This window comes from Ruegeria sp. BB5, from assembly GCF_056539405.1.
In genome coordinates this window covers 79,570-103,409 of record NZ_JBQFUX010000009.1, presented here as the reverse complement: position 1 = coordinate 103,409, position 23,840 = coordinate 79,570, and the positions used below count along the sequence as shown (strand labels likewise).

The following is a 23,840-nucleotide window of genomic DNA, read 5'->3' as shown; positions in this document are numbered from 1 at the left end:
ATAGAAGAAAACAGCGTACAAGATCACGTCTTTCGGAAAGTGCGCACCTTTGAATGAGATGGTCACGGTCTGCTCCTGTCTTATCTGAGCATGTGCTACCAAAACGACACTCAGTCTGACAGGTGGAACAAAGTTTGCGACAGAACTGTATCTTGAAGGCATCCTGAATACTCTTCGAGCCAGAGACCTGCACGATTTGGCCATGTACAAGGACATTGTGAATGCGTCGATCCGTGACGAAGCAGCGGGTGCCTCAATCGAGTTGCGCTATTTCCTTGAGCGGGTGGCTGAAGAAAAGACTCAAATGATTATCAAGGCCTTCCTGAAAAGTGGCGGTCAGACGGAACACGAAGCAACGGACTTCGCTGGAGTCTTCGCCGATACGGCAGCTGAGCACGCCAAATCTACGAGTTTATCGACCTTAACTTTCATTAGGTAGATCATGAGCGTTGGTATCGTTCATAGCTTTTGAGCGGACATTCGTTCGAGGCGCAGCATCCGGTAGATTGTGCTCTTTCCAGACCTCGGATGCACCGCACTATCTGACTCGTGGAAAACCATCCGCACCAACAAGGCGGTCCTTAGCTACCGCTTAGTGGTGTTGCTCAATGCTGCGCCAGCAACCCACATTGCCGACCTTCGCTCTATATGCTCGAAATTGGTGGTCGCGAAACTCTAGACTGCGGGCTCACAGCGGACTTTGCAGTCGTTTTCGCGAGGCTATCGCCAGTTTCAGACGATGACACAGTCGCACATTCCCGTCAAAATAACATCGCGAATACCACGCAGGTAAAGACCACACGAATTCGTTTTGAGAAAAAGCTTTAAGCAAGGAAATTTCGTGATTCACTATCGAAATTGCATTGCTTTTGTAGCAGTAATTCTTGGTATGGGCGCGCTACTTACCGCGTTATTTGGGGGAAGCCCAACTGCGTTAGTGATTGTTGCCGTTTCAGTTTTTGTGGCTTCTCTCGCGATCTCGAAAACCAACCCTCTGAACGGAGAAGCCGTCGACCGAACTTACTACACATCGGCTATGTTGGGAGCTTGTCTCTATTTCTATGCGCAGTCAGTGGAGCGCACAGAGTTTCTCGGGTATCGAGACCTAGCCGAACTAAGATCTCAGCTAGAGGACTCTCAGTCGACCGTGGATAGGCTTGAGATCGATGTCGAAAATGGAACGGGCGCGGCCCGATTCATCCGAGAGAACGAAGAGCATTCAATTCGCGAGATTAGTCGTGAAATTGCCGATTTCCGTTCGCTTCAAATCAAGATGAACGCAGCAGAACTGGACGCATACTTAATTGGAAGCGGCTTTGACCTTGGGGCTACCGACTTCGGCCTAGATGAGCCATCTGGTGTTGATGCAATCATTGATGACCATCAAAAAGAAATGGAGCGCGTATTTGCTCAACAAATGTGCTCCGCAGCCAGAACGAGAATCGAACAAGAGCAGGCTATTTATTTCGAAAACTATCCGCTGGCGACAAGGATCGGCGATATCGAGCAAACCGTGCTGAAAGAGAGAGGAATATCCCAACGTTTGGTACGGCTCGGCGGGTACAGCGTGACAATAGGAACAGCGTCTGCGGTCTTTAGCGGCGAGTTTTCTATGGCAGAGCACATCACTGCCCTTGAAGAGGCACAAACCGTCCTCAATCAAAAAATCGACGATGTTCGGTCCAAAAGCCGAGAAATTACCGACGAAATTGAGAAGGAGAAAGAGCGATCGGCTTCCACAATAGGACAGATCGCTCTCTTCATCTGGCCATACGTCTTGATTGCACTGCTAGGGTTAAAGCTCTCTCGCGCGCCTAGAAAGAACACGCCTCAATTGGGTTAGCATCTTACTATCCGACCTCTTCTTGGGGGGATCGATCTGATATCCGCTTCATTGCTGTGTCTTCCGCAATCGCCTATGAGCGGACCGGTATAGTCGGCCCATTGCCGACCTTGAGCGCTATGTTCGAATGCTGCGTTTGCAGCCCACATTACTGCCGTTCGCTGCACGGGCAATATACAGAGTGTTATGAACTCACCAAATGCGGGACGAAGCGGGCGCTAGAGTGTCCTAGGATTAGGAGCTAAATTATCCAAGCTCAACAGCAAAACAACTCGGTCTTTCGCCACTTTGACTAATAAGGCGAGGTTGATCTTAGGGCTATTCCAAATGCTCAAGAATTGGTTTCAAGCTATGAAGATAGAAAATGTTCGGCCTGTAGGCAGCGAACGTTAGCGTTTACCGCCCTACAATCAGTGATGGAGTTTACCTGCCTTGAACGGGGCTAGGCTCTCTTGGAACTGCTCGATGAACTCTAGCGTCACCAGTGACGGTTGCTTCAAAATAGGACGCACAAGGGAAAGCGTATGTGACAAGAGCGGTTTGAACGGTCGGTAGCTCAATCCCTTGTCTGCATATTGGACGGCGTCCAACTCGCTGACCACGGAAATCCCAACACCTTTTACAGCCAATTCACATGCCGCCGTGAACTGCCTGACTTCGATGTGGGAATTCAGTTTGACGTTGGCGCTTTGAAAGGCTTTTGAAAGCTGTGCAAAAAAATTGCTGTCGCGCCGTGTGTGAATAATCTTGGCGGTTGCAAGATCCGTAGGTGTCACCTCGGAGAGGGGTTCCAATTCATGTCCGGTAGGAAACACGCAAACTGTACGGACATCGATGTCTCTGCTTTCGACGGCCGGATGCCCGTTAAAGTTATCTGTGATTCCGAAATCATATTGCTCACCGATCATCCACTCGAGAATGCGTTCCGGTCTGTCAGGTTCGATCGTCATGGTTACACCTGGCCGATCTTGTAAAAACGTGGCGATGACGTTGGGAAGGTGACTGGTGGCGAACCCGGGCAAACATGCGATGCGGATGTGTCCCGCTTTGCGTTGGGTTATGTCTTGACTAACGTCCGAGATCTGCTTCATCAATTCCAAAACGCGCTCTACGCTGGGTTGCAGATAACGCACCTCCTGCGAAGGCACCAAGCGACCTTCACGGCGATCAAAAAGTTGAAAGCCAAGCGATTTTTCCAGATCGGAAAGCAGTCGGCTGACCGCAGGCTGGCTTATCCCAAGATCCGTAGCTGCAGCAGTGACCGATCCGTTTGTGGAAACTGCCATGAGCGCCTCCAATTGGCGGATCCTCAAAGTTTGACTCATACTTTGATCCTGGTTCGTTGTTCGCTTGGTTGTTTTATAATGTAATGTTATGTTTTTCTCAAAAATTAAATGCTTGAATTATAAATTTGTAACGTTAACGTCGTGAAATCGTCATGTGTGCTGATTACGCGTTGCGGTCGGTATTCAACGAAGCATCAACACTGATGCATGGGAGGAATCATGAATAAGCAATTTCTCGGCGCTCTCGCCGTAACTACTGCGTTGTCCCCCGTGGCGGCGATGGCCCAAACTGAAGTTCAGTTCTGGCACGCCTTCACCGGCCGACTGGGTGAGCTTGTTAAAGCGCAGGTTGAAGAGTTCAACGCCGGCCAGGATGAGTTCGTCGTGGTCGAAAGCCACAAAGGTAATTATTCGGAAACTCTGAACGCGGGTATTGCGGCTTTCCGCGCCGGTGAGCAGCCCCACATTCTAATGGTTTTCGAAGTGGGCACGGCAACGATGATGTCGGCCGAAGGTGCGATCAAACCCGTCTATGAAGTGATGGCTGAAAGCGGTGCGTCGTTTGATCCTGACGCGTACATTGGCGCTGTCAAAGGGTACTATACTACAACGGACGGAGAAATGCTCTCACTGCCTTTCAACTCGTCCACACCGGTTCTGTGGGTCAATCGCGATGCCTTCGAAGCAGCGGGTGTTGATCCGGACACAGATCTATCGACCTGGGAAAAGGTTGGCGACGTACTTGAGCAGCTTAAGGCTGGCGGCGAGGACTGCCCGCTGGTGACTGCATGGCAAAGCTGGATTCACCTCGAGAACCTGTCGGCCTATCACGACGTTCCGTTCGCATCGCAGGACAACGGTTTTGCCGGTCTGGATACCGAGCTGATGCTGAACGGTCCGGCGCAGGTCGCACACCTGACAGCAATGGGTGACTGGGCCAAGGATGGCAAGTTCATCTATACCGGACGCAGAAATGAAGGTGGTGCAAACTTCCGGGCTGGCGAATGCGCATTGTTTACCGAAAGTTCGGCCGGTTACGCTGGCATCAGCTCCGAAGCCGAGTTCGAATTCGATGTTCGCCCGCTGCCCTATTGGGAAGGCGTCACAAGCGAGCCGCAGAACACCATTATCGGCGGTGCGTCCCTTTGGGTGATGGAAGGTCATGACGCCGAGGAATACAAAGGCGTCGGCGAATTCCTCAGCTTCCTGTCGTCTTCGGACGTTCAGGCGGCGTGGCACCAGAACACCGGTTATCTTCCGATCACGGCCGAAGCTGGTGAAGCCACGCGTGCCGCAGGCTTTTACGACGAAAACCCGGGAACCGATATCGCTGTGATCCAGATGACGGCGAAAGAGCCCACCGCAAATTCGAAAGGTCTGCGTTTGGGATCGTTTGATCAGATTCGCGGCATCATCGACGAAGAGCTCGAGGCCGTCTGGTCCGGCGAGAAAACCGCTCAGGAAGCGATGGACAGCGCGAAAGAGCGAGGTGACGCTCTGCTGCGCCGGTTCGAATCCGCCAATCAATAAGTCGTAACTCGATGCGGGCCTGTTTCGGGCCCGCATTTTCTATATTCGGTGGTTTATCGGGATGGAAAAACGCGTCACCTTTCGCGGCTGGCTGTTGCCATTGGCGCTAATCGCCCCGCAGGTCGTCATTTCCGCTGTATTTTTTTTCTATCCGGCGGGGCAGGCTGTTTGGCAATCTCTATTCATACCTGACCCGTTTGGGCTGTCGTCCCAATTCGTGGGTCTCGGTAACTTTGAATTCCTGCTGAGCGATAAATTCTACCGAGCCTCTTTCGTGACGACAGCGGTGTTTTCAACGCTTGTCACTCTCTGCTCGATGATCCCGGCGTTGTTTCTGGCGGTCATCGCGGACCGCCTGATCAAAGGATCGGGCGTTTACCGAACGCTACTGATCTGGCCCTACGCAGTTGCCCCTGCTGTTGCAGGCGTGCTGTGGCTGTTCATGTTCAACACACGCGTCGGCGTCGTCTCGTGGTACCTCGGGCAACTCGGCTATGACTGGAACCATGTCCTGAACGGAACCGAGGCCATGGGGCTGGTTGTTGTCGCCTCGGCCTGGGGGCGCATCAGCTATAACTTCCTGTTTTTCTTCGCGGCATTGCAGTCAGTTCCAAGGTCCGTGATTGAGGCCGCTGCGATCGACGGCGCGCGTTTCTGGCGCCGGTTCTTCACCATAGTGCTGCCGCTCTTGTCACCCACCGCGTTCTTCCTGCTGGTGGTTAATGTTGTCTACGCCTTCTTTGAAACCTTCGGCGTTATCCACACGATTACCGGTGGCGGGCCACAACAGGCAACAACCATTCTGGTCTACAAGGTCTTCTCGGATGGGTTCGTGGGACAGGATCTGGGTTCGTCTTCGGCGCAATCGGTCATCCTGCTGATCGTCGTCGGCCTGCTGACGGTCATCCAATTCAAATACGTGGAAAAAAGGGTGCACTACTAATGGCAGCCCAACAACACGGAATGGTCGAAAAACGCGGGATGGGAATCTGGCTGACCCATGCCATGATGATCCTCGGGGTGTTGATCATCTTTTTCCCGATCTGGCTGGCCTTTGTCGCGTCGACCGTAACCCAACCGGAAATCGTGACACCGCCCATGCCGTTGGTGCCGGGTGATCAGTTCTGGGAAAACTACAAGGCCGCGCTGTTTTCCGGCGTGAATGTCCCGGTTGCAACGATGCTGTTCAACAGTTTGGTGATGGCCATCGGGATTGCCGTTGGCAAAATAGTCATCTCGCTGCTGTCAGCCTTTGCGATTGTCTATTTCCGTTTTCCCGGGCGGACAACATTCTTTTGGCTGATCTTCCTGACGCTTATGCTACCGGTCGAGGTGCGTATCGTTCCAACGTTCGAAGTTGTTGCCGGGTTCGGTATGCTCAACAGCTATTACGGTTTGATCTTCCCTCTTATCGCTTCGGCCACGGCAACATTTCTTTTCCGGCAGTTCTTTCTGACGATCCCGGATGAACTAGCCGAAGCTGCCCGCGTGGACGGGGCCCGGCCGATGCGGTTCTTCATCGATATCGTCGTGCCGATGAGCCGGACCAATATCGCAGCATTGTTCGTGATCCTGTTCATCTATGGGTGGAACCAATATCTCTGGCCGCTTTTGATAACCACCGACCCTGAAATGAACACCATTGTGATGGGTATCAAACAGATGTTCCCTTCTGGCGATGATGTGGCCGAATGGCCAGTCATCATGGCCACATCCATTCTGGCGATGATCCCGCCAGTCATCGTGGTGGTGTCGATGCAAAAGCTCTTTGTCCGCGGCCTTGTCGATAGCGAGAAGTAAGAAATGGCAACAGTAACCCTTGAGAACGTCAAAAAGAGCTTTGGCCCGACGGACGTCATCCATGGCATAGATATCGACATTGCGGATGGTGAGTTCATCGTAATCGTTGGCCCCTCGGGCTGCGGGAAGTCCACGCTGTTGCGGATGGTTGCGGGCCTGGAAACCGTGACATCCGGCGAAATCCGGATTGGAGAGGAACGGGCCAACGACAAAGAGCCGATGGATCGCGATATCGCTATGGTGTTCCAGAACTATGCGCTCTACCCACATATGTCTGTGCGCCAGAACATGGGATATGGCCTGAAAATCGCCGGGTTGCCGAAGGCCCAGATTGACCAGAAAGTGATCGAGGCCGCCAGACTATTGCAGCTGGAACCCTTGCTGGATCGCAAACCCAGACAACTATCAGGCGGTCAGCGTCAAAGGGTGGCGATGGGTCGGGCCATTGTCCGCGAGCCAGCAGTTTTCCTGTTTGATGAGCCGCTTTCGAACCTAGATGCCAAGCTGCGGGTTCAGATGCGTCTGGAAATTCGCGAACTCCAGGAAAAGCTGGGGATCACGGCGCTCTATGTGACCCACGATCAGGTCGAGGCCATGACGATGGCCGACAGGATGATCGTGATGAATGGTGGCATCGCCGAGCAGATTGGAACGCCGTTAGAGGTCTACGAAACACCGAGAACTCTGTTCGCGGCACAGTTCATTGGCAGCCCTGCGATGAATGTGTTTGACGCCCAGCGTGAAAACGGGACGATCAAGATCGGTGAAATTGCGGTCGGCCGATCTGCAGGTCCTGATACCGCGTTGAAGCTGGGGATACGCCCAGAGCATCTGCTGTTGGATGATAATGGTCCGCTGGAATCGGCGATTCAGATGGCAGAACCGTTGGGGGCCAATACTTTGTTGCACGGTCAACTAGCGAGAGTCGGCGGAGCGATCACGATAAGCCTTCCGGGAGTCCATCCGATCGAGGGCCGGCATCCGAACATGCGGTTCTCGGTCGCCCCAGAGCACATGCATCTGTTTGACCAATCAACCGGTGAAAGGCTGGGCGGTTAATGACGTTTCCTCAAGTCGAAGCCTTCCGTGGTGGCGAAAACCTGATCCGGATCGTGGGCCATCGAGGGGCAAGAGGCGTTTTGCCCGAAAACAGCATGATTGGTTTTGATTTCTCGCTGTCTATCGGTGTCCCGCTTCTTGAGTTTGATGTTGTCCTGACGGCGGATGACGTGCCGGTCATAACCCATAATCATCGTCTGCACGCCCCGAGCTTTCGCGGCGCAGATGGCCTGTTTCTGACCGGGGAGGAACCGAAGGTTTCGTCACTGACTTTCGAAAAGATTCAGCAATTCGATATTGGACGGTTAGACGGGCATTCTGCCTATGGCCAACGCTTTCCAGACCAGGCCCAATTGGAAGGCGTTCGAGTCCCAAGGCTGATGGACTTGCTAGAATTGGTGAGTGAACCAAAATACGGCGATGCCTATCTGATGCTCGAACTGAAGTCGGATCCTGACGTGGCCCATGATCCGCTTCATAGGGAGAACTTTGTCGGTCGAGTTCTACAGGAAGTTCGCGGCAAAGGTCTTTCGTCGCGCGTGGTACTGCACAGTTTTGACTGGAACCTTCTGGAGGAATGTCAGCGAAAAGCTCCTGATATGCCGTCTTCTTACCTTACACAGCTTCCAGATAACGCGGATGATGTTGGGGAGGATTCCTCGAAAGCGGTTTGCCCTGACTTTCGTGGTCGTTGTGATGAAATTCCCAATTTGGTCAAGCAAGCTGGCGGTTCGCTTTGGTGCCCGTACTACGCGGATGTAACGGCTGAAAATGTGGCGCGCGCAAAAGATCTGGGCCTATGTGTTGCCGTTTGGACGGTGAATGAGCACGAAGAAATAGACAGGATGATCGACCTGCGCGTGGATGCAATCGTATCTGATTACCCTGGGCGGGTTCAAAGGCATCTGTCGGATTTAGGCATGGGTTGGCATATCGACAACCAGTGAATTCTGCATTGCTAATTCGTGACGTTTTTTATGTTTCTTCCAGTCGCAATCGGAAAGGGTTGGTCACATCTTCACTTCAACCTCCTGTGTAGGGCGAGAAGCATAACGGCTCAGCGTACTAAACAAGCTGCAGCATTGCCTCTGCAATTGTTCGGCGGTCGCCCCAAAGTACTCCTTATCACGTCGCGTTACACAGGACGCTGGATCATGCCCAAGGGCTGGCCGATGGACGGTGAGCAAGACTGTCGCACGGTAGAAATTGAAGCGCTGGCGGAGGCTGGTGTGGAAGATACAGTTTCTCGCAAGCCGATTGGTGAGTTTGAGAACGCTAAGACTTTTAACGACGGTACCAGTGTCCAAGTGAAAGCCACGGTCTACCCGCTCTACATCGATAAGGTGAAGCGCCGGTGGAAGGAAAGGCACGAAAGAAAAAGGCGCTGGTTTTCACCGAAAGGAACTGCGAAAGCACTCAAACAGCCAGGTTTGGAAGACTTGCTCTTAGACCTAAAAAACAATCCAAGAAAGAACAGATCAATACGCGCAATCGCAGCGGCTTGAGGCTATCAACCCCTGGCCAGCTTCGCGTACCCGTCTCTGGTCTGTGGCGTTTTTATGCCCAACAAACTACCTGCGAGCTGTGTTTTCAGAATCTGCGCAGTTCCACCACCGATGGTAAACATGCGCACGTCGCGATACATGCGCTCGATTGGCTCCTGCGCGCCGTATCCGCGCGCACCAAATATCTGCAAGGAGTCGTTGACGACTTTGATCGCCTGTTCAGACGCAAAGGCTTTTGCCCTGGCTGCCATTGCCATGTCGGGAAACCCAGTCGAACCAAGGGATCCAGCGGCTTCATGCAACATCAGACGGGACGCATGGACCGCCGTGTCCATGTCTGCAAACATCCATTGAAGACCCTGAAACTCCTGCAACGGGCGGCCGAATTGATGACGCTCACGCAGGTATCTTTTTGAGTGCTCCAGCGCACCGGCTGCAATTCCCATGGCTACCGTTCCCGCCCCGACACGCTGGCTGTTATAAGCGGTCATCAGATCGGCAAAGCCACGTTTTATTCCCGATGGGGTGACCAGCGCGAAACGCTCATCAACTTCCAGATCGGTAAAACGAAGCTCAGTTTCGGGCATTCCGCACAGCCCCATGGTCCGTTCGCGACCGACCACATCGAACCCTTTGGGGGCGATACCGTTTTCAGGATCGTAGTGAACCAGAAAACCGGTGATCCCCAGATCGGTTCCGTCCTCATCCAGAACACGCGCAAAAATTAGGTAAAGCTTCGAAACGCCGCCGCCCGTGATCCAGTGTTTGCTGCCGTTGATCAGATATTTCCCGCCAACACGCCGGGCCGTTGTCTGCATCTCGGTCGCCGCGCTGCCGGCGTTGGGTTCAGTTATACAGATCGCGGGCTTGTCCCCGGACAGGACAAGCGGGGCCACAAAATCCCGTTGCTCATCTGTGCCATAGGCCATGATCGCGCTGATGCCGCCCATATTGGCCTCGACGACGATCCTGGCACTCAACGCGCAGGCTTTGGCGATTTCTTCGACGGCCAAAACCACGTCAAGGTATGAGGCGCCGAGCCCTCCGAACCTGGGCGGGATTGTCATGCCCATAAGCCCTGCGTCAGTCAGTTCACGTACATTTTCCCAACAATAGGTGCGAGTTTCGTCCCAGTGACCGGCCCGGTCCGCAAATCCTGGAGCAAGTTCGCGGGCGATTTCCTGATACGTCTTTGTTCCTTGGTCAAGCATTGGGTCATCCTCTCTATTCACAATTATGTGAGAGCTCGCATGTTATTTTCAATCGAATTTACTTTGCCTTTAAATTAAGTTTTATTGAATTTATGCAGATTTCAGCTTTTGAAACACTGGTTGCGATTGCGCAGCACAGCTCATTTTCTCGAACCGCAGAAGTGCGCAACATGACACTGTCTGCTGTCAGCATGCAGATGAAATCGCTGGAAGAAGAGCTTGGCACAGCGTTGTTCGACCGCCGGTATCGGCCGCCCAAACTGACGCCACTCGGAGTGAGGGTTGCTCAGGACGCCAAGACAATAGTTGATGCCTACTCAGTTCTGAAATCAAGATGTGTGCCTACCGATCAACTGACCGGAACGTACCGGGTCGGGTTTGTCCCTTCTGCTGCTGCTCGCATTCTGCCCCTGTTTCTTGGAACGGCAGAACAGTTGGCTCCAAAAGCAATGCTGAGAACCAGTACCGGATTGTCAGAGACTTTGTGCGAACAGGTCCGGAACGGTCAACTGGATGCCGCAATCGTAACTGAAATCGCAGACGCGACATTTGATCTTTGCTGCGAAACCGTGATCCGTGAGGAAATGGTGATCGCGGCACCGCTGGACAGCAAGGTAAAAGGACTAAGCGGACTTTCCGGATCACACCCTTTTTTGCATTTCATTCCGTCGTCGGGCATTGGCAAGCTGATCGCCCAATACCGTGATCAGATGCAATTGAAGTCGAAGGAAGTGATTATCCTTGATAGTATCGAAGCCATCGTAAACTGCGTTAAAAACGGCATCGGATACGCGCTTTTACCAAAAACAGACGTATTGCGGTATGGCGCTGAACAGGTTCTTGTCCTGCCGTGTAAGCCGCAGCCGTTGTTTCGCAACATCTCACTGGTGACACGCGAAGACACCCTGACTGAAATATGGCGCTCAAAGCTGAAGACATTGCTTGAGGCCAGCATAACCGGTATGGAAAACGCGGAAATCTAAGTTGCTTAAATCATTTGGTGGATCGCCCGCAACGCGGTCCATATCGGCACCAAACACCTGTACGGCCGCCAGACTTCGGGTGTCAGATAACTCAGCCCATTCGGCACATCCAAACCTCGCCCCGACAGTGGCGCGGGTGAGGCCAGCACAAACCGCCGTTCCCCGAAACGGTTCTGTCGCAAATTCCTTTGAAGGACGAGAAGGCAACGCAGGCGGGTTGATTATCCTACCAGTTGAACAAACTGCTGAAACGGGGAGAGTCCGGGTGTGAATTGACCTTTGCGGATCATGTTGACCAGCTCGATGCCAGCCAGGGCAGATGCAGCTGAATCGAAAGACCTGAATCCCAACATGGGCCTGATCCGACGTTTGATGAATCGATGTTCTTGTTCAATGATGTTGTTGAGATACTTCTGCCTCACCATCTCAATCGGTATCGGATCACCAAAGCCTTTCAGAATCTTGTTTATAGCTTTGATGCCAGCAGTGTTGGCGCCGCTTTTGTCGATGACAATCTTCCGTGCAAACCGTTCATCTCAAGCGCACAAACGAAGAACTTCGTTGCAGCAGCTTTATTCCGGCGTTCGGATAGCATGAAGTCCAAGGTTTTGCCGTGTTTGTCGATGGCGCCATAGAGGTAAACCCACTCACCCTTCACTTTAACATAGGTCTCATCCATGCGCCACGAACGGTCGGTAGGACGCTTCTTGTGCTGCGAAGCATCAGCTACAAGCCGGCATATCGGCTCACCCAACGGTTCAGCGTCGCGTGATCCAGTTCAACGCCTCTTTCCGCCAGATCCCGATTTGGCACGCCGCATCGGAGATAGAAGAAAACAGCGTACAAGATCACGTCTTTCGGAAAGTGCGCACCTTTGAATGAGATGGTCGCGGTCTGCTCCTGTCTTATCTGAGCATGCGCCACCAAAACGACACTCAGTCTGACAGGTGGAACAAAGTTTGCGACAAAACCAACTTGCGCAACACCTTATAACTGTCCTGCGCGTCCAGCTCTGATCCGCAAAATTCGCAGATTTGGACCATTACCCGACCACCGCCAAAAACGTCCAGCCCGGCACCGCATGAGGTGCAATTGATCGAGGTAAGCTCGGGCAACCTTGTCATGTCTGCTGTATCTTTATGCCAAACGGATCGAACTAGCGCCCCTGAAACCACATCGACCCTGCCCCCCAAAATTCGCCCGACAGCAATCTGTTGTCTTCGCCCGTGGCATTGACGAAGTCATAAGTCTCACCCACTTGCAGTTCCTCGTCGAACCGCCCTCGCAGGGCAATACATTCGGCTTGTTCCACTTCGGTAACCGTGTAGGAGTTGTTTTCATACTCCAGCGTCTCGCCCGGTTTGAAAGGCGGTCGGAACTTTGGCATCCGTCCGTCGGAAATGCGGATCTGTTCGACCACGTCACCCTCATCCACCGAAACCCAGGAGATCGCGCCTTTCTGAGACGTCCCGCAGAACTCGTCCCAGAACCTGCGACCATAGGAATAGCGCGCGTGTCCAAAAATCTGGATCGCTTTTCGCCCCAGCTAGACCGTGTCCCCGATCCCGAACAGCAGCGGCGCGTCATGCATGACACCCTGATAGCCCGCAAGCGCAATATGGTCCCCTTTGAAAAACAGTGTCGAGCCACAGGATGAGCAGGTCACGACCTTGGCCGCGTCCAATAAGATCGGGCACAAAGACCCGCAATTGGGACAATTGAAATCTTTCATACATTCAGGTCTTTCAAAGCAGTCGAAAATTCAAGCGTCAGTAACCCTGTCTATTCAGCGGTTTCAAAGCGCAGACGGCGCACCGAGGGGTCAACCCGGCCGTAGGCGGCCAACAACCGCGCGGACCATTTTTGGGCGATGTAATCCGCCATGAACCGCGACGGTGCCATCAGGGTGACGACCCCCCCTGCCCTCTCAGCCTCTGTCAGATGTTGGAACCAACTCGCCCATAGTTCAGGATCGCGCCCGTGCAATATGGCTTGCACCTGCGTCCAGACCTCCTCGTCCGACGGTTCAAATGGTGCAGGTTTGACTTTGAAAGGGACGATATTTGTGTCTGGTTCGGGATCATCCGACATTCGGGCCTGAAAATCGGACCCGATGGCGGGCCAGATGTCCGAAGTATCAAGCATCACCTGTTTCAGGTCCAGCTCATACACCGCAACTCGCCCGCGCGCAGCGGCTCGCTTGACCGCAATCCAGCCCATCGAACGCAGCTTTGCCATTTCACGTTTCACCGTGCGTTCGTTTACTGACCACAGACGCGCGATCTCTTCCCGCCCAATCGACAACTCATTGTTGCGCCAGTTGTACCGGGTGGTGATCAAGGCAATGATGCGTAAAATGCTGCGCTGTCGATGTTTGTCGCCAGACAGGGCGTGAACTGTCAACGCTGATAGAATGTCGTATTTTATGGCAGGCGCATTTCGCCCAACCGGTTTTGCAACCTGCATTCCTATTCTCACCGCTCTGTCTGCCTCAGACGGGTTATACCGCCAACGATACGCTGTTTGCCAACGCTTTTCGTCTTGATGGCCTGATTAGCGTCCAAACCGACGATTCTGTCAAGCGGAGTCTGATTTTGGATCGCTGCGGCCCCCAATCCAATTCAAATTAAAAATGAATATAGGTGAAGTATTGGTGATGGGGGACATCTTAGGTGTCCCCTTAATATCTACTTTTGACCCCCTATATGGGGCATTTCAGGGCTTAGCGCCCCCCTAAATCTTGGATCGCTGCCCTGGAAACCTTAGGGGTCGAATCGGATGCCAGCCGAATCGGATCATTCGGTGTAGCGCCTTGTTTTCTTACCCGTGGGTAAGATTACACTCTTATCATATTTTCTTTTGCGTAAAGCGCAAATCAAGCGTAAATAGTAAAAACGTATAAAATAGCGTCCAAAATAATGAGACTTGAGGCATGTACACGCACGAAGACCTGAACGCATTGCGCAATCAGTCCCTCAAATTGCAGGGCTGGATCCGCCAACAGACCTTCAGCCCTGAGATGGAAAAGACCCTCCGCCGCTTTTCAAGCTGGGAGGTGTCCGAACTGATCTTTCGCGTCAACCAGTCGACCTTTCGCGGAAAGCTGGCGGCGGACCTGTCCCTGCCCAGTGGTGAGGTTGAGCCGGATGGCCGCCAGCGTTGGTTCAGCCTGGAAGAGGTGAACGAGCTGCGCCGCCGCCTTAAGGTGAACCGCAAATCCCTGATGCCACCCCGCCCCGTGGGCAAGCGCGCCATCCGGGCGGCGGTGGCCAATTTCAAAGGCGGCGCGGGCAAGTCGACCGTTGCTTTGCATCTGGCCCATGCCGCGGCGCTGGATGGGTACCGGGTGCTGGTGGTGGATTTCGACCCGCAGGCAACGCTGAGCCACTCGATGGGTTTGACAGACGTGACCGAAGATTTCACCGTCTGGGGCATCATGGCCCGAGATTTGATCCGTGAGACCGAGCGGATGAACAACCGCCCTGCTGCCGCCGAATCCGGCACCACCCTGCCCCGCCGTGAATTGCCACCCTCGATTACCGATATGGGGCTGGGCGATTTGCGCATTGCGGATTTCATCAAGCAAAGCTCTTGGTCGACTATTGACGTCATCCCGTCCTGTGCCAACGCCGCCTTCGTTGAATTTGCTTCCGCGCAGTATCGGCACCTGAACCCCGAGTGGTCTTTCTTTGCCGCCGTATCGCGCTATCTGGATCAGATCCCGGATGATGCATACGACCTGATTCTATTCGATTGCCCCCCGGCGATTGGGTACCAATCCATGAACGCCGTTTTTGCAGCTGACATGCTCTATGTCCCCTCTGGTCCCGGCTACTGGGAATATGACTCGACCACGTCGTTCATCGGTCAGCTGGCCGAGGCGTTGGAAGACCTCGCTTATGGTTTCGACAAGACCTTACCCACGGGTAAGATCGGCTTGCCCAAAACCTTTTGTGAGCTGCGCTTTTTGCTGACACGTTATGAGCCGGGTAATGCCCTGCACCTGGCGATGTTCGATGCGTTTAGGAAAGTATTTGGTGACCACGTGGCCGAACACCCGGTTGAGATGACCCGCGCAGTCGAACAATCCGGCCGCTTCCTAAGTTCTGTCTATGAGATGGATTACCGAGAGATGACGCGCGAAACCTGGCGCCGCGCGCGCTCGACCTTTGACAATGTATATGAAGAATTCCGGGACGTGATGCTATCGGCCTGGGAAAAGCTGGAGGATGACGCATGAGCCGCAAACGCAGAATGTTTGACATCGACATGCCGGCCATGGATGACATTCCGGTCGGAAAGGTTCCGGACAAGGTGCTGGAAAAGCGACGCGGACCGATGGCCACCGCAATATCGGAAAACGCGGACGCGTTGCGCGACCAGCAATCGACCGAAGAAACCATTCGTGCCGAAAATGATCGTCTGGCGCATGAACTGGTCCGGTTGCGGTCGGATGGCTTGGTGACCGAACATGTAGTCTTGTCAGATGTGGTCACCGAAAAACTGACCCGTGACCGCAAGCCCGGCCCCGATCCGGAGTTGGAGGAATTGAAGGCCTCGATCCGGGATATCGGATTGTCGAATCCCATCCGGTTGGAACGCCGTGCGGATGGCCGGTTCGACCTTATACAGGGCATGCGCCGCCTGTCGGCCTATCGCGCGTTGCATGAGGAAACGGGGGATGAGCTTTATGCGCGTATTCCAGCGGGTATCTCTGAAGCGGCAGACCTGAACGACAGCTACCGTCGCATGGTAGATGAAAACTTGATCCGCAAAGATATCTCGTTTGCTGAGATGGGTGCATTGGCCAGAGCGTATGCCGAAGACCCGTCAAACGATTGTGCTGACGTAGACAAGGCCGTTGCGGTCCTGTTCAAATCCGCCAGCTATACCAAGCGCAGCTATATTCGCGCGTTCGCCAGTTTGCTGATGATGCTGGACAAGGTGCTGATGCACCCCAATGAAATTCCGCGTAATTTGGGGGTCGAATTAAAGCGAAAATTTGACGCCAACCCCGGATTGGTTCGACAGGTCAGCACCGCAATCATGAGCGAACCGGATCGCGACGGCCCGCGCGAAATTGCCATTTTGCGGACTTTTATAGAAGCAGATAGCACCGCGACGAAAATTCCGGAACCGTCAGGTGCTGGTAAAACGCGCCGGGCCAAAACCACATTTCAGGTGTCGGGGCGGGCAGGGGTCGCGAAATGCTCGGCCTCGAGCGGGCGGATCGAACTGCGCTATGATCTGGACTTTACGCGGGTTGATCGGGCCAAGCTGGAACAAGCGATTGCAACCTTGATCGACGATTTGCAGGAAGAAGATGATCTTACCCACGGGTAAGGTTCACACCTGAATTCTTGGGCACGTAAACGCCGGGTCGAAACCCGGCGTTTCTTTTTGACGTATCACGCCAACAGATCTGTTGCCAGGTTTTCCGCAGTGTCTACATCATCATAGTATTTCTGAGCCTGAGCCTGAGCCTGAGCCTGAGCCTGAGCCTGAGCCTGAGCCTGAGCCTGAGCCTGAGCCACGGACCGGCGTAAGGACTGCCGCATGGCGGCCTGGATCGGCGCGCCGTCCAGCGCGACCTGGGTCAGAAAGCCCGAGCGCAGCCGGTGGGGCAAGGCGCACCCCCCAGACAGCCCGGCCAACGCCAGTCGGTGTTTGACGACTTACGCGATCGCATCCGGGGAGAGCCGGCGTTTCAAAACCCGGTCAGCCTAAGAGTCGGGCCGTAACAAATGGCCGACGGCTGTTTGGGAATGTCGCGTGTTATCTGACGGTCGGATTGTGGGGCAGGGGGCCGGGCAGCGGCGCGGCGCGCTTTGGCGCGCTCCTGATTCATCTGGGTATGATCGAGTATTTAGGCTAGCGCCGTGGCGTTGCTTTCTGACCAGTCCAGCACAGTGCCGAAGCGGGCCGCTTTCCAGGCGGTGATGTAGAGTAAGTCCCGCTCATAAACCCGCAACATTTTGGATAGAGTTCCGCGAACATAGAGAGCGTTCAGCGTCTCCTGATCTGCAGGTGACAGAGCAGGGGAGGAGGCAGGGAGATAGGACGCGGGGTCTGTCATGGGTGTATTCAGATCTCCTTTCCGGACAAAAAAATATCAATCCCGAAAAGCGGTACTCATCGAGTTTGGAGGTCGGATTATGGGAAAGTAAAAGTAATGAGCAAAAACATTAAATTTTGCGTATAAAACGACCGTGAGGTAATCTAGGCTATAAGAATAGTGATACTGCTGAACCTACGATGAAAGGAAACCCAAGGTTTTGGTGGGGGCTCTGTTGCAAATTTTTCGCGATCAACGCCCAGACGATCCGTGCCATTTTGTTAGCCAGTGCTTCCCTAACCAACAGGGATGACTTTCGCTCCAACATTCTTGCGGGCCAGGAATCCGGGACGACGCATTTATGTTCTGCCCATCTAACCACGACGCTGACGCCAATAATAATGAGGCGTGGCAACGTCCGGTTTCGGCCACCGGAAAGCAAAGTGCAATTTGGGCTGATCTGTGACGGCTAGCCCTGATGTCCTTTTAAAGGATCAACGGATTTTCTTCGATATTTACGGTGGCCAGCGCGTTCCATTTCAATTGGCTCGGTCGGTATTTTGGTCCGAAGGCAGATGCGACCCAAAAGAACCCCGCAATGCCTGCGCTAACAAGGGTATAGTCATGCGGTGCATTTACGCCCGATCTGGCTTTGCCGGAGCCACGTAAGGTAGACGTGCCCGCGCCTTGGTGTCTGCCGCCCCTGCGTTGCGGATGTAGCGTTCATCATCATCGTGGCGAACTGTATGAACATATGTTGGATCCCCACCTGTCACGTTGTGAATTGCAAGCCTGCGAACCTGGCTGGCGCGAATGGTTGTTTTTAATTCTTCCGGATTCCAACCGTCGAACAAGATAGTCTCAAGCTCGGCCCGGATCTCGGTGCAGTCACGATCGTTCGCGCGGTTTCTCACCTCGGTGGGATCTTCGTCGATATTATAGAGCAATGTGTCTTCACCTTCGAGCCACATGAGCTTCCACGGCCCTTTTTTAACCATTCGGCTGGGCCCGGTTGAACCATCGGCCGCAAACTCCGAGATCGCGACATCCGACAGTGTAGATGTGTCTCCGTTCAGGGCAGGTACCAGGGATTGGCCATCTATGGGTGACGCAAAATCCTGGAACGCGCCGTCAGCGGCAAGGTCTGTAAGCGTTGGTAGAAGATCGATCAGTGAGATGTTTTTTTTCACCCGCGCTGGTTTGAACCGATTTGGCGCGTAGACGATGAAAGGTACACTGGCGGCCCATTCAAAAAAGTGTTGTTTGAACCACATGCCACGCTCGCCCATCATCTCACCATGATCGGCGGTCAGGATAATGATGGTGTTTTCCATCTGACCCGTCTTTTCCAGAACTTCCACAAGGTGGCCGACTTTATCATCGATATACGAGATCATGCCGTAATACCCATGGCGTGCCATTCGACGATCTTCGGGGCTGACGGTAAATTCGTGGCGCGACTGGCAATAATGTAAGTTGCGGCTGAGGTGATCCATCTCGTTTAGCTCAAGTGGTGGCACTGCTGGATACTCGATCTCATCATGGTCGTAGAGATCCCAGTATTCCTGTCCGATCACGAACGGAGAGTGGGGTGAGGTAAAGGAAACGGTCAACATAAAGGGCCGGTCATCGACCGTGCGCGCCAGGTCATACAGCGCCTGAATGCCGTGATATTCGACCTCGTCATCGTAATCCATCTGCATGGTGCGCACCGCCGGGCCGCTTTCCAGAATGGGTGCCATGGTCAGATTGGTGGGCTTGTATTCACGCCCTTTGGACCAATCCACGGTCCAGGCAAAGTTCGCCGGATAGATTTCTGTTGTATGGCGTTTGTGATATCCATGCAGCTGATCGGGGCCGACAAAGTGCATCTTGCCGGACATTTCAACCCGGTAATCCATACTGCGCAAGTAATGGGCAAATGTTGGAATATCGGCGTGGAATTCGCTGGCATTGTCATACATGCCAATGGAGAAGGGCAGCTTTCCGGCATGCATCGACGCGCGGGACGGACCACACATGGGCAAGTTACAATAACAGTTTTCAAACACGACACCTGCCTGCGCAAGGCGGTCGATGTTTGGCGCTTTCACCGTCTTGTTTCCGTATGTTTTCAACGCATTTGCTGCAAGCTGGTCGGCCTGAATAAAAAGAATGTTCGGACGTGCCATTGTGGGTTCCCAAATGTGAAAGAAAATTGTCCCGGGCGGCCAAGGGGAGGAGCGGCCGCCCGGGACGCCGAGCTGCTTATTGAATTACAATTCCCAGCTTTTCGGCGGTGTCACTGAAGGTTTTGACCTGACCCTCGACAAACGATTTTGTTTCGTCTGGCGACAGAACAATAGGGACCGAGCCCAGCTTTTCAGTCGTATCAACCCAGCTTGCATCGGCGGAAATCGCTCCCAGCACTTTGACCCATTTTGCGACAACGTCCTCCGGCAGATCCTTTGGGCCCCATACGCCTGTCCAACCGACGACATTTTCCAGATTTGGATGACCAAGCTCCTGCGCGGTCGGGGTGTCCGGTATGGCTGAGAACCGTTCAGGCGTGGTGGTCAGCAATGGGCGAATTTGATCGCTCTCAATTGCGCCGGACAGACCTGAAAGGTTGTGAAAGATCAAATCGGCGTGCCCGCCAACAACGGCAGCGGTCGCCTTTCCGCCCCCTTTGAATGGCACATGGATCAGGGCTTCGGAATCTACCCCAAGATCATCCAGCATGATCAGCATTGCCATATGCAACAAAGTGCCAACTCCGGCAGACGCATAAGAAAGGCGCTCGCCCCCCTCGATTGCTGCTTTCAGTTCTTCAAAGTTTTGGTACGGCGATTCTGCACTTACGCCCAAGACAAACGGGTTCTTTTCAATCAGGCCGAGAAAGGTAAAGTCGTCCCACTTGTACGGTATTGTGCGGTTGATCGCAGGAACCGTGGCCTGAGAGCCCACGCGCGCCATAAGCAAAGTGTAGCCGTCCGGGCGTGATTTTGCGACCTGAGTCGAGCCAACGACTCCGCCAGCGCCGGTTTTGTTGACGACCAGAATGTTCTCACCCAGATACTCGGGGGCTTCTGTACTCATAGTACGGGCGGCCAGATCAGCGGCACCGCCGGGGCCGTACGGAACGACCAAAGTTACTGGCTTGCTTGGATATTCCTGCGCAGATGCCACAGTTGGGATTGCGAGCAGGGCAAGGCAGCTCAGCGTAGCGACTACTGTACTTTTCAGTTTCATTTTATAGCGTCTCCCTGAATCGAATGAGTTCACCTTAATAAATTACTTGCAGTAAGTAAATAATTAAGTCAATATGAAATGGGAGGCTCAAAATGGCAGGTTCATCACTGGAAGAAATCGGGCGCGGAAACCGGCAAAGGGTTCTGAGTGAGATATTGGGGTCTGGTACAATTTCCCGGTCGCAAATTGCCGACAAGCTGGAATTGAACGCGGCAAGCGTGTCCCGGATCACGCGCGAACTTATCGAGGCGCGCTTGGTGCAGGAAGTCGGCGACGCCAAATCAGAGGGGCGGCGGGGCCCGCGCACCAAGAGGCTGTCTGTCGACCGCACTGGTGGATACGTTATCGGAATAGGTATCAACGCCTATCAGCAGGTCGTTACACTGGCCGATCTTTCAAACAACAGAATTGCGTCCTGGGATGCTGGTGGTGAAGGCCTGTCCGAAGGCGAAGGCTTTCTGAAAACATGCTGTGATCAGGCCCGAAAGCTCATTGAACAACATGTTCCTGACAGAGACAGGTTGTTTGGTGTTGGGCTTACGATTGCAGGAAATCTGGACAAGGCGCGTGGCACCGTCATTTCGGCCCCGACACTTGGGTGGGATGACGAAGTGGGTGTTCGGGATCTGGTCCAGAAAGAGCTTGGAGTTCCGGTTGCGCTGGAAACGCCGAGCGCTGCAATCTGTCAATCCGAGGCTGCATTTGGGGCCGCACGTAACATTGAAAACGTGGTAGTGATCTACTGCGCGCTTGGCTTTGGTATCGGACTTCAGATCAATGGGCAGCCCTATAGTGGGATCAGTCGGGTTGGTGGTGTTCTGACCGAAGCTAAGACCACCGACGGGTTGGGGTCCAATCTGCCCGTGACGTTGTCAGATTTGTGCGGCGGGAAAGCGCTGTTGCAGAAATTGCTTTCTTCGGACGTTTTCAATGCGCTTTCCGATCGGGACCGGGCGCGAAAAATCTGGGAGGTCGTCTCGGGCGCGGATGAAACGGATGGTGACTACAAATCGGTTTTGGAAGAATTTGGCGCACGGACAGCGAACTGCTTTTCGCTAAGTTTGACGGTTTTGCAGCCAGAACTGGTGTTGCTTGCAGGGCCGCTGGCCCAATCGCCTATCTACCTTGAAGCGTTTCGAAAGCAGATCGACACCCTCAAGTCGGATCTGCAGCAACCAATCAAGATCAAATCCAGCGAGATGACGCATATGGGCGCGGCTCGGCTGTTATCGCTCAGCGAAAACATCGCAAACGCTGAGTTGGATTTGAATTTGCTGAAGGGAGGAAACTGACCGTGGAGCCATCAAAACGGAGAGATTTTTTCGCGGGGGCACTGTTCCTGGTCCTTGGGATTCTGACAATCCTAATACTCATACCGTCAGGGGTGGATTCTCCGGGCAATGTCGAGATCTCGGCGTTGTCACCCGAGTTCTGGCCTCGCGTCATTGCTTTCGCGGTTGTGTTTGTCGCGCTGAGTTTAGTGGCGGAATCATACTTCCTCAAAACACCCGAGGTGGATACGGATGAGGACGCGGAAGCAGATGCAATCTACAAGTTGGAGACGCTGCCGGGAACGCTACGAACGGTAATTCTGATCTTTGCACTTTTCCTGTTTTACTTTGCGCTTACGACGCTGGGCGTGGTTGCCAGCTCGATTGTTTTGATGCTTGCCATGATGCTCTTTTTTGGTGAGCGAAAATGGTACTACATCGTTCCAATCAGCATCCTTCTTCCTATTCTTCTTTATCTGTTCTTTTTGCACGTCGCGGGTGTGCCAATGCCCCTTGGCATATTCGAAACGTTTAGCTGAGTAGGAGCTGAGCATGATCGAGAATATTTCCACTGCCTTTCAGCTTTTCCTGAGCTTCGAAAACATTCTGGTGATCGGCATCGGCGTTCTGATTGGAACCATCATCGGTGCGATACCGGGGATGACGACGCCAATGGGCGTAGCTCTGGCGCTGCCGTTTACGTTCACCATGCAGCCAGTGACCGGCATCCTGCTACTGCTTGGTGTGTATAAGGGCGGCCTATATGGCGGGTCTTTGACGGCGATCCTCATCAAGACACCCGGAACCCCGGCGGCGTCCTGTACCATTTTGGATGGTTATCCGCTGGCGCAGAAGGGGCAAGCACGAAAGGCGTTGGACATAGCGCTTTATGCATCTTGTGTGGCTGATCTGATCTCGAACATAGCGCTGATCATGTTCGCCGGTTTTCTGGCGACATTCGCATTGCGTTTTGGTCCACCGGAGTTTTTCACGCTGATCGTTTTTTCTTTGACAATCATCGCAGGTGTTGCAGGACCCAGCTTGACCAAAGGTATCTTGTCTGCGTGCCTGGGTTTGATGTTGGCCACTGTCGGGCTTGATCTGATCTACGGCACGAACCGGTTCATCTTTGGAAACTACGAGCTGATGTCCGGTCTGAACTTTATTCCTGTTCTGATCGGCCTGTTCGCCATCCCCGAAATCTTGGATCGCGCGACGCGGCGCGCAAGGCCACCCGGGGCACAGCGTCAGGAATTGGGGAGTGGTGCAAGCTTTGCCGATTTCCGCAAGACGCTGAAATCGGTGGTCCGTGGGAGTTTCATCGGTGTGATATTGGGGGCAATTCCTGGCATCGGCGGTGCCCCGGCCGCCTTTCTGAGCTATAGCGAAGCACGCAGAAACTCGAAAAACCCCGAAAACTTCGGCAAGGGTGAGCCTGAAGGCGTCGCTGCGGCCGAGGCTGGGAACAATGGTGTAGCCGGGGCGACAATGATCCCGCTGCTGGCTTTGGGCGTACCAGGTGACGTGATCACGGCGGTAATTCTGGGCGCATTCATGATCCATGGGTTGCGTCCGGGCCCCATTCTTTTCGCGGAAAACCTGCCAATGATCTATGCGCTGTTCATGGGTATCCTGCTTAGCTCGGCCTATTTGTTCATCGTAGGCAAGGTCGCGATCAAGACCTTCAGCCGCGTCGCGCTGATCCCGAACCGCATTCTGTACCCGATCGTGTTTACACTGTGTGTTTATGGTGCCTATGCGGTGAACAACAACCTGTTCGATATCTTGGTAATGCTGTGCATGGGTCTTGTCGGATTCGCCATGATGCGGCTTGATATCCCGGTCGCGCCGTTTTTGATCGCTTTCGTTCTAGGACCGCTTCTTGAGGACAACTTCCGTCAATCACTGTTGTTGTCTGATGGGAGTCTTTCAATTTTTGTCAGAAACGCGATTTGCTGGCTGTTCTGGCTGCTGACAGCGTTGTCGATCTTTGTACTGATCCGATCCCGCATTCGTGCCTCACGCACAGGGCAGGCATCGGTTCTGACCACTGGCGGATAATCCCG

24 protein-coding genes and 1 pseudogene are annotated in these 23,840 nt (G+C 53.7%); 14 read left to right on the top strand and 11 right to left on the bottom strand.

The window, feature by feature from the left end; translation table 11 throughout:
• The first annotated feature begins 202 nt into the window (after positions 1 to 202).
• Together ACR0DL_RS17715 and ACR0DL_RS17710 are read left to right on the top strand one after the other, a co-directional pair.
• Positions 203 to 439, top strand: a complete 237-nt coding sequence (locus tag ACR0DL_RS17715) for a hypothetical protein (RefSeq protein ID WP_480690538.1) — start codon at positions 203 to 205, stop codon at positions 437 to 439.
• 402 nt (positions 440 to 841) lie between these two features.
• On the top strand, positions 842 to 1,843 hold the full coding sequence (locus ACR0DL_RS17710) for a hypothetical protein (RefSeq protein WP_480690536.1): 1,002 nt from the start codon (positions 842 to 844) through the stop codon (positions 1,841 to 1,843).
• A gap of 410 nt (positions 1,844 to 2,253) precedes the next feature.
• Here ACR0DL_RS17710 and ACR0DL_RS17705 read toward each other — a convergent pair whose 3' ends face one another.
• The gene (locus ACR0DL_RS17705) at positions 2,254 to 3,168 is read right to left on the bottom strand and encodes a LysR substrate-binding domain-containing protein (RefSeq protein WP_480690534.1); all 915 of its coding nucleotides are present in this window, start codon (positions 3,166 to 3,168) and stop codon (positions 2,254 to 2,256) included.
• Between the two features lie 180 nt (positions 3,169 to 3,348).
• Between ACR0DL_RS17705 and ugpB the strand changes: the two genes are divergently transcribed.
• From ugpB to ACR0DL_RS17675, 6 genes are all read left to right on the top strand, one after another.
• On the top strand, positions 3,349 to 4,659 hold the full coding sequence (gene ugpB / locus ACR0DL_RS17700) for a sn-glycerol-3-phosphate ABC transporter substrate-binding protein UgpB (RefSeq protein WP_170351216.1): 1,311 nt from the start codon (positions 3,349 to 3,351) through the stop codon (positions 4,657 to 4,659).
• Between the two features lie 61 nt (positions 4,660 to 4,720).
• On the top strand, positions 4,721 to 5,602 hold the full coding sequence (ugpA, locus tag ACR0DL_RS17695; RefSeq protein WP_170351215.1) for a sn-glycerol-3-phosphate ABC transporter permease UgpA: 882 nt from the start codon (positions 4,721 to 4,723) through the stop codon (positions 5,600 to 5,602).
• Between the two features lie 20 nt (positions 5,603 to 5,622).
• The gene (gene ugpE, locus ACR0DL_RS17690) at positions 5,623 to 6,459 is read left to right on the top strand and encodes a sn-glycerol-3-phosphate ABC transporter permease UgpE (protein ID WP_170395270.1); all 837 of its coding nucleotides are present in this window, start codon (positions 5,623 to 5,625) and stop codon (positions 6,457 to 6,459) included.
• Positions 6,460 to 6,462: 3 nt separating this feature from the next.
• The gene (gene ugpC, locus ACR0DL_RS17685; RefSeq protein ID WP_480690532.1) at positions 6,463 to 7,518 is read left to right on the top strand and encodes a sn-glycerol-3-phosphate ABC transporter ATP-binding protein UgpC; all 1,056 of its coding nucleotides are present in this window, start codon (positions 6,463 to 6,465) and stop codon (positions 7,516 to 7,518) included.
• On the top strand, positions 7,518 to 8,465 hold the full coding sequence (locus ACR0DL_RS17680) for a glycerophosphodiester phosphodiesterase family protein (RefSeq protein WP_170413328.1): 948 nt from the start codon (positions 7,518 to 7,520) through the stop codon (positions 8,463 to 8,465). The genes ugpC and ACR0DL_RS17680 overlap by 1 nt, the downstream gene beginning before the upstream one ends.
• A 207-nt stretch (positions 8,466 to 8,672) precedes the next feature.
• The gene (locus ACR0DL_RS17675) at positions 8,673 to 9,023 is read left to right on the top strand and encodes an NUDIX hydrolase (RefSeq protein ID WP_480690530.1); all 351 of its coding nucleotides are present in this window, start codon (positions 8,673 to 8,675) and stop codon (positions 9,021 to 9,023) included.
• A gap of 5 nt (positions 9,024 to 9,028) precedes the next feature.
• Here ACR0DL_RS17675 and acdA read toward each other — a convergent pair whose 3' ends face one another.
• Positions 9,029 to 10,234, bottom strand: coding sequence for a 3-sulfinopropanoyl-CoA desulfinase (acdA, locus tag ACR0DL_RS17670; protein WP_480664025.1), 1,206 nt, complete (start codon positions 10,232 to 10,234; stop codon positions 9,029 to 9,031).
• On the opposite strand from acdA, the gene ACR0DL_RS17665 reads away from it, so the two are divergent.
• Complete coding sequence (locus tag ACR0DL_RS17665; protein ID WP_480690528.1) at positions 10,216 to 11,217, top strand: LysR family transcriptional regulator; 1,002 nt, start codon at positions 10,216 to 10,218, stop codon at positions 11,215 to 11,217. The genes acdA and ACR0DL_RS17665 overlap by 19 nt on opposite strands.
• A 221-nt stretch (positions 11,218 to 11,438) precedes the next feature.
• Here the strand turns inward: ACR0DL_RS17665 and ACR0DL_RS17660 are convergent.
• The 5 genes and pseudogenes from ACR0DL_RS17660 to ACR0DL_RS17640 all read right to left on the bottom strand — a co-directional run bounded on the left by ACR0DL_RS17660 (position 11,439) and on the right by ACR0DL_RS17640 (position 13,683).
• A pseudogene (locus ACR0DL_RS17660) lies at positions 11,439 to 12,126 on the bottom strand (IS6 family transposase).
• Positions 12,127 to 12,152: 26 nt separating this feature from the next.
• Entirely contained in the window at positions 12,153 to 12,341 is a 189-nt protein-coding gene (locus ACR0DL_RS17655) for a hypothetical protein (protein WP_174818681.1), read from the bottom strand.
• Positions 12,342 to 12,373: 32 nt separating this feature from the next.
• Entirely contained in the window at positions 12,374 to 12,742 is a 369-nt protein-coding gene (locus ACR0DL_RS17650) for a DUF4178 domain-containing protein (RefSeq protein WP_367647951.1), read from the bottom strand.
• A gap of 21 nt (positions 12,743 to 12,763) precedes the next feature.
• On the bottom strand, positions 12,764 to 12,949 hold the full coding sequence (locus ACR0DL_RS17645) for a hypothetical protein (RefSeq protein ID WP_170413316.1): 186 nt from the start codon (positions 12,947 to 12,949) through the stop codon (positions 12,764 to 12,766).
• 50 nt (positions 12,950 to 12,999) lie between these two features.
• Entirely contained in the window at positions 13,000 to 13,683 is a 684-nt protein-coding gene (locus tag ACR0DL_RS17640) for a DnaA N-terminal domain-containing protein (protein ID WP_170362594.1), read from the bottom strand.
• Positions 13,684 to 14,149: 466 nt separating this feature from the next.
• Here ACR0DL_RS17640 and ACR0DL_RS17635 point away from each other — a divergent pair, with 466 nt between their 5' ends.
• Both ACR0DL_RS17635 and ACR0DL_RS17630 read left to right on the top strand, forming a co-directional pair.
• Positions 14,150 to 15,457, top strand: coding sequence for an AAA family ATPase (locus ACR0DL_RS17635; protein ID WP_170362595.1), 1,308 nt, complete (start codon positions 14,150 to 14,152; stop codon positions 15,455 to 15,457).
• Positions 15,454 to 16,560 (top strand): ParB/RepB/Spo0J family partition protein, encoded by a 1,107-nt coding sequence (locus ACR0DL_RS17630; RefSeq protein ID WP_480690525.1) that lies wholly within the window; start codon positions 15,454 to 15,456, stop codon positions 16,558 to 16,560. Before ACR0DL_RS17635 ends, ACR0DL_RS17630 begins: the two co-directional genes overlap by 4 nt.
• 65 nt (positions 16,561 to 16,625) lie before the next feature.
• Here ACR0DL_RS17630 and ACR0DL_RS17625 read toward each other — a convergent pair whose 3' ends face one another.
• The 4 genes from ACR0DL_RS17625 to ACR0DL_RS17610 all read right to left on the bottom strand — a co-directional run bounded on the left by ACR0DL_RS17625 (position 16,626) and on the right by ACR0DL_RS17610 (position 20,503).
• Positions 16,626 to 16,844, bottom strand: a complete 219-nt coding sequence (locus tag ACR0DL_RS17625; protein WP_480690523.1) for a hypothetical protein — start codon at positions 16,842 to 16,844, stop codon at positions 16,626 to 16,628.
• Positions 16,845 to 17,083: 239 nt separating this feature from the next.
• Positions 17,084 to 17,293 (bottom strand): hypothetical protein, encoded by a 210-nt coding sequence (locus ACR0DL_RS17620; protein ID WP_480690521.1) that lies wholly within the window; start codon positions 17,291 to 17,293, stop codon positions 17,084 to 17,086.
• A 614-nt stretch (positions 17,294 to 17,907) separates the two neighbouring features.
• A complete protein-coding gene (betC, locus tag ACR0DL_RS17615) occupies positions 17,908 to 19,443 on the bottom strand; it encodes a choline-sulfatase (RefSeq protein WP_480690519.1) in 1,536 nt (511 codons plus the stop codon).
• Between the two features lie 76 nt (positions 19,444 to 19,519).
• A complete protein-coding gene (locus ACR0DL_RS17610; RefSeq protein ID WP_480690518.1) occupies positions 19,520 to 20,503 on the bottom strand; it encodes a Bug family tripartite tricarboxylate transporter substrate binding protein in 984 nt (327 codons plus the stop codon).
• A 92-nt stretch (positions 20,504 to 20,595) separates the two neighbouring features.
• Here ACR0DL_RS17610 and ACR0DL_RS17605 point away from each other — a divergent pair, with 92 nt between their 5' ends.
• Genes ACR0DL_RS17605 through ACR0DL_RS17595 form a run of 3 tightly spaced genes read left to right on the top strand, consistent with a single transcriptional unit; the run spans position 20,596 to position 23,835 of the window.
• Complete coding sequence (locus ACR0DL_RS17605) at positions 20,596 to 21,795, top strand: ROK family transcriptional regulator (protein ID WP_480690516.1); 1,200 nt, start codon at positions 20,596 to 20,598, stop codon at positions 21,793 to 21,795.
• Between the two features lie 2 nt (positions 21,796 to 21,797).
• The gene (locus ACR0DL_RS17600) at positions 21,798 to 22,313 is read left to right on the top strand and encodes a tripartite tricarboxylate transporter TctB family protein (protein WP_480690514.1); all 516 of its coding nucleotides are present in this window, start codon (positions 21,798 to 21,800) and stop codon (positions 22,311 to 22,313) included.
• A 13-nt stretch (positions 22,314 to 22,326) separates the two neighbouring features.
• Positions 22,327 to 23,835: a tripartite tricarboxylate transporter permease gene (locus tag ACR0DL_RS17595; protein ID WP_170379504.1), complete on the top strand. Its 1,509-nt coding sequence runs from the start codon at positions 22,327 to 22,329 to the stop codon at positions 23,833 to 23,835.
• Positions 23,836 to 23,840: the final 5 nt, after the last annotated feature.